The following is a 6673-nucleotide window of genomic DNA, read 5'->3' on the forward strand; positions in this document are numbered from 1 at the left end:
GCACCCCCGACCCGCCCGCAAGGCGGATTGACGGCTCAGACTGGACAAGCATCGCCCACCCCCGCCATAACCCCCCGGGCCACGAAAGAGCCCCATTCCCTTCATGAAACCCTCCCTTCTCGTACTCGCCGCCGGCATGGGCTCCCGCTACGGCGGCCTCAAGCAGATGGACCCGATGGGGCCGAACGGTGAAACCGTCCTCGATTACTCGGTTTTCGACGCCATCCGCGCCGGTTTCGGCAAGGTCGTCTTCGTCATCCGCGAGGACTTCGCCGAGGCCTTCCGCGAAGGGGTCGGCGCCCGCTTTTCCGACCGGATCGAGGTCGACTACGCCTTCCAGAAGCTCGACGACCTGCCCGCTGGTTTCAGCGTCCCGGAAGGGCGCGAAAAACCCTGGGGCACCGCCCACGCCGTTCGTGCGGCCCGCCACGTCATCGACGGCCCCTTTGCCGTGGTGAATGCCGACGATTTCTACGGGGCGGACGCCTACCAGGTGATCGCGCGGTGGTTCGAGGGGCTCCCGACCGACGACGGCAAGCCCCACTACTCGATGGTCGGCTATCCGCTGCGCAACACCCTTTCGGATCACGGCTCCGTGAACCGCGGCATCTGCCGGACCGGCGACGGCAACCTGCTGGCCGATGTCGAGGAAGTCGTGGACATCGCCCGCGGTGACGACGGGATGGTGCGCGGCACCCGCATCGATGGCTCGGGCACCGAGATTTCCGACGCCAGCCCGGTGTCGATGAACTTCTGGGGCTTCACCCGGGAATTCTTCACCCAGCTCGAGGGCCACTTCACCGCATTCCTCCGGAAAAAAGGCAGCGAAATGAAATCCGAGTGCTACATCCCCACGGTGGTCGACGACCTCATCGGCCGGGACCAGGCGGACTGTGTCGTGCTCGACACGACGGCCAACTGGTTCGGCGTGACCTATGCAGAGGACAAGCCGCACGTCGTCGAATCGATCGCGAAGCTCGTCGAGGAGGGCGTCTATCCGTCGCCGCTTTCCTGACCGCGCCGCCGTCCGATCTCCCACAGCAGGACCGCACTGGCGGCGACGGCATTGAGCGAGCCCATTCCCGAGGCCATCGGGATTTTCAAAATGTCGTCGCACGCCGCTTGCCAGAAGGAGCTCAGCCCGTCGGGCTCTGGACCGATCACCAGCGCCACGCGTCCCTCGGGCGGGTCGTAGCCGGCCACCTCCGCGGCCCTTTCCCCGCAGCCGGTTCCCACCAGCGAAAAACCGCCCGCCTTCAGGCAGCGAAGCACCTGACCGCCATCGGCCACCCGCACCGGCAGCCGGAAGAGCGCGCCGTCCGAAGCCCGCACCGACTCCCGCTCGAAGGGCGAAACCCCTTCCGCCCCGAAGATCACCGCCCCGGCTCCCAGGGCGGCGGCGTTCCGGAGCACCGCCCCGGCATGGGCCGCGTCCGCCAGCATCGGGCAGACCACGATCAGGGCATCGCCCGGAAGCTCGACGAGGAGGGAGGCGACATCACCGGTCTCCTCGGGCTGGCGGGCGAGACCGACGACTCCGCGATGAAACGCGTCGCCCGCGATGTCCTCGAGTTCCTCCCGCGGCCTTCTCAGCAGGTCCAGGCCACTCCAATCCGGCGGCTCCCAGGCACATTCCTCGCCTGCCAGCACCCCGGCCACATCCCACCAACCGCCGAGCGCCCCCTCGACCGAATGCCGACCTTCCAGCACCACCCACGGATCGCGTCGCTGGCGGATCTGCACCCGGAGCACCTCAAGCCATGCGGTTTCCACGGGCGATTCGATAGCAATCGGCGGCACCCTGCGCGATGTCGGAATTGTGACCGATTTCCTTTGCCAAGGCGAAGCTTCCGGACGAAGAATCCCTCCGACTGCTGTGTTCGTCCATTACGGCAAAGTGCCCGGACCGACTCTATTAAATAGGGGCAACCCGCTGGATCCGACGGATGGTCACGCCTTTTCAGGAAGGCCTGAAGCCGGCCAGCCGCCCCACCTGTTGAGACACCGGAACGTGGCTCACGACGCCGGGGACGGCACAGCGGTTTCCTTCCTCTCCGGGGATGGCTTTCCCCGGAGCCTCATTCGGTCTTTGCCGGCTGCTTCAAGCCACCGAGGGTGAAATCATGTCCGCGTTGGGCTGCGACGTCCGGCTCGAGCTGAGTACTGAATTCGATCCTCCCCGCATCGCGGATCTCCTCCAGCCATGCCCGGTAGGCCGGAACGTCTTCAACTGAAAGAAAAACCGGCTTCTCGTGCATCCTCATGGACCCACCTTGTTCGCAGGCAGTGCCGCCTTGCGCTTCATGAATTCATCCTCGTCGATCTTCTTCAGGACAAAGGGGGCCTGGCCTCCCAGGACGGTGATCCGGCCCTCCTTGATTGCAATCGTCACCGGTTGCGGCTTGGGCGCGTCCGGCGGGCCAACCGCTCGCAGTGTCAGCGTGCCCGCTTCCTTGTCCGCCTTGAGGATCTCATATGGCATCGAGAGCACACCCTGCTTGGTGTAGAGGTGGACCGTCCCCATCTCGACGTGGACCGTGAAATCGGCGGCTTCTGCGACCGCGTCCGGCGCATCCTACTTGCTCTTGTCGACCATCCAGATGTTGCGGAAGCGAACGTCCTGGCCGTGCTCCTGGAGCTTGAGGCCCTGGGGGCTCGGGCCGATCTTTTCACCGCCGTTGGCGTGCTTGAGCGGCACGTTGTCGTGGACCTTCACGCCATTCCACCAGACGGTCGCGCGGGCCGGCTCGACCATCTTGTCGCCATCCCACTCGCCTGCCTTGAAAATGAAGTGGAACGACTGCCACTCGCCGTTCGGGCGCCACGCGTTGGTGGACGGCACGTGCTCCATGCAGAAGGCTCCGATGCCGTGGGGGTCGATCTTCCAGTTGTAGGGATCGGCGATGTCCTTCTTTTTCTTTGGTGATTCGATCTGGATCTCGAAGCGGTTCTGCAGATAGACGCCGCTGTTGGCGTAACCCTCGACACTGTCGTCGCCACGCGCACCCATCATCACGAACTCCACGTGACCCTCGAAGTCGGTGTAATTCTTCCTGGTCACCAGATCGTGCGTCCCCCACTTCTTGCCGCCGTTGGTCATCAGCACCTTGCCGTCGCCGGACGGGTCGTCCACGATCGACCAGGTGATGTCCATGTCGGTCTGCGGCCACATCCGCCAGTTCTTCTTCACCGACTCCATGGTGCCATCGAAGGGGATGTCGGCCCCATCGGGGGCGGGGGCCCCCACGTCCCGGGTCTTGTCGTAGCCCGGCTTGTCCTGGGGTTTCGGCGTTTCGGCTCCTTTAGCGGCAGCTCCCATGAGGGCGGAGACGGCCAGCAGGGCCACGAGGCGATGGGTTGAATGACGGTTCATAATGTCTGGTTTGGAGAGGAGATGGAATGGAACGGAATCGTGAGTGGGACTACGGATGAACGACCGGGAGAGCTTTCACCTGTTCCGGGCAAACCGGCTGCCCGGAATCGGCACTGGCGACGGCGGCGAAGCAGAGCTGCAGGCTGGGCAGATTCGTGCGCGCGGCATTGACCGGTTCCCGGCCCTCCTCGATCGCGCAGAGCAGCTCGCCCATGGCGCCGGCAAAGCCGTCGTTGAACCACTTCCCTTCCAACTCGACGCGGGCTTCACCCTCGGCGGTGATCAGGGTGATCTCGTCATTTCCGCACACCGCCCCGGAGCTGCGGAAGGTCCCCTTGGTGCCGGTGACCACGATGCTTTCTCCCGGGGCGTGCGCGGTATGGCCACGGAAGACCAGCGAGGCGACGCCGCTCTGGAAACGGATGACCGATTGCGCATTGAGCGGTGGCGCGATGGTCTGGCCCGGCGATGCCTGCAACTGCGAAAAGACCTCCACCGCCTGCTCCCCTCCGAAGACGCAGCGGGTGATGTCGAACCAGTGGATCGCGAAGTCGTAGAGAATGATGTGGTGGATCTCCTCGAAGCGGGTGCCCTCGATCCAGCTGTGGTCCCAGGCGATCTGAATGTCGCAACTCGCAATGTCACCGAGGAGCCCCTCGGCGACGGCCTGCCGCAGGTAGCTGACGTAGGGCGCCCAGCGGCCATTCTGGTTGACGGCCAGCTTCAGGCCCTTCCGCTCGGCGAGTTCGACCAGCCTCCGGCCCTCGGTCAGATCGGTCACGAACGGTTTCTGGCTGAGGACATGCTTGCCGGCCTCCAGCGCCTGCTCGATGAGCGCGAGCCGGTGGTCCGGATGGGTGGCCAGATCCACGACCCCGATATCCTTGCGACCCAGCACCTCGGAGGTCTCGTCGGTGATGTCGGCGCCGGGAAAAAACTCGTCACGCAGGGTGCGGGCGGCCTCGAGATTGATGTCGCACAAGACCGCGACCCCGTATCCCCGGTCACGATAGGCCTCGAGATGATTGCGGGCGATGCCACCGCAGCCGATCAGTCCGATGGGCGGAACAGGTCCCTTGGGCACCGGGGGGCGGTAGTCGAGAACCGGGGCTGCGACCCGCGCCACCTCGGCGGCCTTGAGTTCACGGGCGTCGTCCTTGTCGCTCATGCCACGCCCCCTTCCAAACTCACCGTCCGCCCGCTCTCGAGGCTGCGAATGGCGGCATCGACCATCTCCTGCCCGATCCGTGCAACCTCCGGGCTCAGCGGTCCGTCGATCGGTTGACCGCTCTCGATCCGGGAAATGGTGTAGGCGATGCCGTCGGCCGCGTCGGCGGGCAATTCGTCGGCGGGCATTTCATATCCCTCCGGCCGTTCACGGGTCTGCACGCGGACGGTCGGCTCGTAGTCGTAGCTGCTGATCGTGCCCTCGGTGCCGCGCAACACGAAGCCGCATTTCGGTTGGGGCTGGTGAATCCAGGGGTCGCTGAAGGTCCCCCAGCGGGTCTCGAATTTCGACAGATGCTCGCCGTAGCGGGCGATCGTGATGCTGTGCTCATCGACCTCCAGCCCGGCAGTGCCCGAGGCCAGCGCGGTGATCTCGTCGGGTCGCCGCCCCCCGTTGAACCACGTGCCGAGCGTGACCCCGTAGCCGAGGTAGTCGCGAAGCGAGCCCCCGCCGGCCTGCTTCGAATACCACCACGCCGCCTGCTTTTCCTCGGCGGTCGGTTCCTTCTCGATCTTGTCAGCACCGTGATACAGCGGGCCGCGATTTCCGTCGTAGTAGTGCGTCTCGATGAGTTCGCCGATCACTCCTTCCTGGATCAGGCGATGTGCCGTGACGTGGCTCGCCACCCAGCGCAGCGGCCAGTTGATGATGAGCTGCTTTCCGGTTTTCGCCATCGCCGCGATCATCCGGTCGGCCTCCGCGACCGAACCCGCGAAGGGTTTCTCGACGAAGACGTGCGCGCCATAGGGAGCGACCCGCTCGACCCAGTCGGCATGCTCGGCCGTCGGCGGGCAAAGGATGGCGAGGTCGGGCCGGGTCGCCTCGAGACAGGCCTGGTGGTCGGTGAAGACCTGGTCGTCGGAGAGGCCGAAGTTTTCCCGCGCCTCCTGCATGCGGGAGGGATCGGGGTCGCAGATGCCGGCGATTTCGGCATTCGGATGGTTCTCCACGCAGCGCAATAGGTCACCCATGTGCATGTGCGAAAACTCAATGCCGACGATTCTCCATTTCTTTTTCATGTGGTCGTGGGGTTGCGGTTGTAGGCCACCGCGGGTGTGCGGAGGAAAATGCGGTCCCAGGCGTCGTCATCGATGCCGCGCTCCCGCATCATCGCGGTGAAGGTGGTGAGCAAAAAGTCGAGCCCGGGTGCTCCACCGTAGCTCACCCAGTAATCCGGCCGCGCGGCGTCCATGCCGAGCATGATCTGATCGGGAAATTCGGGGAGGAAGCGCTCGAGCAGATCCAGCGTCGGGTTGTCTTCGGTCTTCCAGCGGAAGGCGCTGTCGTACTCGACCCGCGCCCCGGTCGAGAGGATCTCGCGGTGGTAGCCGGGGTCGGGCTTGCGGTCGGTGTGGGATAGCACGATGCGGTCGGGAGACACGCCGTGGCGGGTCAGGGTTTCGACCTGCTCGATCGCCCCCTCCCCCATCTCGGTATGGGTCAGGATGGCGACACCCGTCGCGAGCTGCGCCCTCGCGGCCGCCTCGAAGATGCGCCCGGCGCGTTCGGTGAGCACGGGACCCTCGGTCGCCACCTTGATCAGCCCGGCCTTGTGCGGGGTGCGCTCGACAACCGGCCCGGAGTAGTCAAAGCGATCAATCCCCTCCTCGATGTCGGCGATGAAGAGACCGGCCAGCCGATCGACGTCGTAGCGACCACCCCAGTGACTAGGATCGTAGTACTTCGAAAGGTGGAGCCCCGTCGGACAGAGGATGTGGACCCCCGACCCGCGCGAAACGGCCGCGAGCTTCCCGACGTTGCGCCCGGCGTCGCAGGGCATTGAGTCGACCATCGCCCTGCCACCGGCGTCGTGGAAACGCTTGAGCTCCGCGATGCCGTTGTCGACCGAGGGCAGCTCGATGCCACCGCAAAGAAGAGTCGCCACACCGGGGTCGATGATGATGTGCTCGTGCGCGTAGCAGACCCCGAGGTCTGCCGCTTCGATATCGCCGAGCACGGTGCGGATCATGGCCTGCTAGTGTCCCGCGCGGCAAGAGCGTTGACTTTCGCGCGAGAGATTTTTTCCAAATGCAAGGCGTGACGAGGGAGCAAATCGAGATTTGTGACCGAGG

Annotated in this window: 8 protein-coding genes; 1 reads left to right on the plus strand and 7 read right to left on the minus strand. The window is 65.1% G+C overall.

From position 1 onward, the window contains the following. Window positions 1-103 precede the first annotated feature (103 nt). Window positions 104-1015, plus strand: a complete 912-nt coding sequence (locus ACG2LG_RS20560) for a sugar phosphate nucleotidyltransferase (RefSeq protein WP_396262227.1) — start codon at window positions 104-106, stop codon at window positions 1013-1015. Here the strand turns inward: ACG2LG_RS20560 and ACG2LG_RS20565 are convergent. From ACG2LG_RS20565 to ACG2LG_RS20595, 7 genes are all read right to left on the minus strand, one after another. Continuing rightward, entirely contained in the window at window positions 994-1773 is a 780-nt protein-coding gene (locus ACG2LG_RS20565) for a TrmH family RNA methyltransferase (RefSeq protein WP_396262229.1), read from the minus strand. The genes ACG2LG_RS20560 and ACG2LG_RS20565 overlap by 22 nt on opposite strands. Before the next feature lie 305 nt (window positions 1774-2078). After that, window positions 2079-2264, minus strand: coding sequence for a hypothetical protein (locus ACG2LG_RS20570; RefSeq protein WP_396262231.1), 186 nt, complete (start codon window positions 2262-2264; stop codon window positions 2079-2081). After that, window positions 2261-2524 carry a hypothetical protein gene (locus ACG2LG_RS20575; protein ID WP_396262232.1) on the minus strand — a complete coding sequence of 88 codons (264 nt, stop codon included), beginning with the start codon at window positions 2522-2524 and terminating at the stop codon, window positions 2261-2263. The genes ACG2LG_RS20570 and ACG2LG_RS20575 overlap by 4 nt, the downstream gene beginning before the upstream one ends. A gap of 51 nt (window positions 2525-2575) precedes the next feature. After that, entirely contained in the window at window positions 2576-3373 is a 798-nt protein-coding gene (locus ACG2LG_RS20580) for a DUF1080 domain-containing protein (protein ID WP_396262234.1), read from the minus strand. Window positions 3374-3422: 49 nt separating this feature from the next. Beyond that, entirely contained in the window at window positions 3423-4541 is a 1119-nt protein-coding gene (locus ACG2LG_RS20585; RefSeq protein ID WP_396262236.1) for a Gfo/Idh/MocA family protein, read from the minus strand. Beyond that, a complete protein-coding gene (locus tag ACG2LG_RS20590; protein WP_396262238.1) occupies window positions 4538-5620 on the minus strand; it encodes a Gfo/Idh/MocA family protein in 1083 nt (360 codons plus the stop codon). The genes ACG2LG_RS20585 and ACG2LG_RS20590 overlap by 4 nt, the downstream gene beginning before the upstream one ends. Further along, a complete protein-coding gene (locus tag ACG2LG_RS20595; protein ID WP_396262240.1) occupies window positions 5617-6570 on the minus strand; it encodes a phosphotriesterase in 954 nt (317 codons plus the stop codon). The genes ACG2LG_RS20590 and ACG2LG_RS20595 overlap by 4 nt, the downstream gene beginning before the upstream one ends. Window positions 6571-6673: the final 103 nt, after the last annotated feature.

This window comes from Haloferula sp. A504, from assembly GCF_044385805.1.
Taxonomy (GTDB): domain Bacteria; phylum Verrucomicrobiota; class Verrucomicrobiia; order Verrucomicrobiales; family Akkermansiaceae; genus Haloferula.